Genomic DNA, 2,684 nt, shown 5'->3' with positions numbered 1-2,684 from the left:
GCCCCCGTACGGCGGCGACGATCCCGGGGCGACAGCACCCGCGAAGTCGGGCCGGGGCCTGCTGGTCGCCGGACTGGTGGCCGCGATGCTCGTCTCGGGCGGACTGGGCGGCTGGATCGGTGCCACTGTGGCGGGCGGCGGAGGCAGCGGGAGCCTCGCCTCCCCGATCACCGCCGTCCAGCCCGAGGGTGAGGCCCCGGACGGCACGGTCGAGTCCGTCGCCGACAAGGTCCTGCCGAGCGTGGTCTCGATCGACGTCCGCGGGCAGGCCGGACGCGGTGAGGGATCCGGCGTGGTGCTGGCCCAGGACGGTCTGATCATCACGAACAACCACGTCATCGCGATGGCGGCGACCGGCGGCCAGATCGAGGTGCGCTTCAACGACGGGTCGAGGGCGCCGGCGACGGTCGTCGGCACCGACCCCGCCACGGACATCGCCGTGATCAGGGCGGATACCGACCGGTCGCTCACCCCGATCGCGCTCGGGTCCTCCTCGAACCTGGACGAGGGTCAGGCCGTCGCGGCGGTGGGTTCCCCGCTCGGCCTGTCCGGCACCGTGACGACCGGCATCGTCTCCGCGCTCGACAGGCCGGTGCGCGCGGGCGGCGCGCAGTCCGACCAGAACACGGTGATCGACGCCATCCAGACCGATGCGGCGGTCAACCCGGGCAACTCCGGCGGCGCGCTGGTCAACATGAACGGTGAGCTGGTCGGCATCAACTCCGCCATCGCCTCGCTGGGCTCGGGGAACTCGGGATCGATCGGCCTGGGTTTCGCGATCCCGGTCGACCAGGCCCGGCGCATCGCCGACCAGTTGATCAAGCAGGGGTTCGCCACCCGTGCGGTCCTCGGGGTCTCGGTGAGCGACCAACCCGACATCGACGGCGCGCTGGTCCGCACCACCGAGGTGGGAGGCCCCGCCGCGCAGGCGGGCATCGAGGAGGGGGCGGTGATCACCATGGTCGGGGAGCGGCTGATCGAGAGCGGCGACGCGCTGGTCGCCGCGATCCGGTCGAGGGCTCCGGGGGAGACGATCTCCGTCACCTATGCTGCTCGTGTGGGCGATCAGCCGACGACTGTCGACGTGGTACTGGGAGAGGCGAGATGAGCACGAGATTCGACCCGAGGTCTCTGCCCGGTGGGCGCAGGATCCAGACGGACGTGGATTTCGACCCCTCGGCCGCCGTCCCGGCGGACACCCCCATCGCGGGTCGCGCGATGGTCGTGGTGGTCACCGACCGGCTGGATGAGCGCGAGGACTCGATCGGTCCGTTGGTCACCGAGCTGCTCGAGGAGGAGGGTTTCCTGGTCGGCGGCGTCGTCGGCGTGGCGTCCGACGAGTCCGAGGTCCGCAAGGCCCTCGAGACCGCAGTGGTCGGCGGCTTCGACTTCGTCGTGACCGTGGGTGGTACCGGGGTCGGTCCACGGGACATCACCCCCGAGGTCACGGAGGAGATCCTCGATCAGCGGTTGCCAGGCATCGCCGAGGCCATCCGGTCGTCGGGTCTCACGGCCGGCGCGGTCGACTCGATCGTCTCCCGTGGGTTGGTCGGGGTGTCCGGCAGCACGGTGGTCGCCAACCTCGCGCCGAGCCGCGCGGCCATCCGGGACGGGATGGCCACGCTGTGCCCGCTCGTCTCGTACGTGGTGGCGCAGTTGTCGGCGATAGACGAGCTGTGACCGACGGCGCCCCGGACCGCAGGGCACAGGACTCCAGCGCCCCGATCATCAGCGCTTCGTACAGCAGCGCCCGGATCGACGACGTGTTCGGCGAGACCCTGCCGCGGACCACGTCCGACGAGGCCCGTGACCTCGACGCCCGGCTCGGGGACGACTGGTGGAGGGAGCAACGCCCTCCCCACCACGGGTGAGACCCGCATCAGCGGTGTCGGCGGGGTCGCCGGGTGCCGGCGCTCAGGTCCGGCGCTGAGGTCCGGTTCCGGGTGACGGGGGCCCCGCGGCGGGGCGTGGTGTCAGGACTCGCCGGACGTGCTCCGCGGGTCCGACGGATGGGTGAGCGGGCGACCCGCGAGGAGGTCGCGGATCTCCACGAGGAGGTCGTTGTCCGAGGCGGGGGCGTCGATGCCCTTGCGCTTGGCGGCGGCCTCCTTCATCTTGTTCATCGGCCCCACCAGGACGAAGTAGATGACCGCGGCGATCAGCAGGAAGTTGATGATCGCGGTGAGCAGCAACCCGAAGTCCATCCTGGTCTCGGGGTTGTTGTCCAGCAGCTGGACGGCGAACCCGATCTCGCTGTTCCCGCCGAGCAGGGCGATGAGCGGGTTGATGATCGCGCTGGTGAAGGCGTCGACGATCGACGCGAACGCGGTGCCGATGACCACGGCGACCGCCAGATCGATCACGTTGCCCTGCATGATGAAGTCCTTGAAGCCCTTGAGCATCCTGCACCCCTCCCTGGTGACGCGGCGAGGCCCACCGCGTGCGTGGTCGTGCGTTCCGAACCGAACCTCAGGGACGTTACCAGCACGATCAGCGCCGTCGAGGCGCCAGCGCCCTCTCCCGCCCCGCCGATCTGGCGCTGCCTCGCGTCACCCGTGCACCAGCACCGCGAGCGGCGATCCGGCGGCCGTCGAGGCCAACCGGGCGGCGTCGGATTCCGGGACCTCGACGAGGATCGACCGACTCCCGACCCGTCCGGCGGGGGTGCCGGCGACGCGCGCGGC

General features: G+C 71.2%; 4 protein-coding genes. 3 read left to right on the top strand and 1 reads right to left on the bottom strand.

Annotated features, from left to right (window positions below):
* The 3 genes from G6028_RS16030 to G6028_RS16020 form a co-directional block, all read left to right on the top strand.
* Positions 1–1,108: S1C family serine protease (locus tag G6028_RS16030; protein ID WP_194307083.1), on the top strand; the 1,108-nt coding region annotated here is incomplete at its 5' end.
* Complete coding sequence (locus G6028_RS16025; protein ID WP_182615899.1) at positions 1,105–1,680, top strand: MogA/MoaB family molybdenum cofactor biosynthesis protein; 576 nt, start codon at positions 1,105–1,107, stop codon at positions 1,678–1,680. The genes G6028_RS16030 and G6028_RS16025, both read left to right, overlap by 4 nt.
* Positions 1,677–1,871, top strand: coding sequence for a hypothetical protein (locus G6028_RS16020; RefSeq protein ID WP_182609884.1), 195 nt, complete (start codon positions 1,677–1,679; stop codon positions 1,869–1,871). Before G6028_RS16025 ends, G6028_RS16020 begins: the two co-directional genes overlap by 4 nt.
* A 102-nt stretch (positions 1,872–1,973) precedes the next feature.
* On the opposite strand, the gene mscL is transcribed toward G6028_RS16020, so the two are convergent.
* Positions 1,974–2,402, bottom strand: coding sequence for a large conductance mechanosensitive channel protein MscL (gene mscL / locus G6028_RS16015; protein ID WP_182609882.1), 429 nt, complete (start codon positions 2,400–2,402; stop codon positions 1,974–1,976).
* Positions 2,403–2,684: the final 282 nt, after the last annotated feature.

It is taken from the genome of Dietzia cercidiphylli (assembly GCF_014145145.1).
Lineage (GTDB): Bacteria > Actinomycetota > Actinomycetes > Mycobacteriales > Mycobacteriaceae > Dietzia > Dietzia natronolimnaea.
Note: the sequence above shows the minus strand (reverse complement) of the source record. Positions and strands in the feature narration are given on the sequence as shown.

Excerpts from the sequence above, each read along its gene's own strand:
- G6028_RS16025 (WP_182615899.1), top strand. The coding sequence starts at position 1,105 with ATGAGCACGAGATTCGACCCGAGGTCTCTGCCCGGTGGGCGCAGGATC.
- mscL (WP_182609882.1), bottom strand. The coding sequence starts at position 2,402 with ATGCTCAAGGGCTTCAAGGACTTCATCATGCAGGGCAACGTGATCGAT.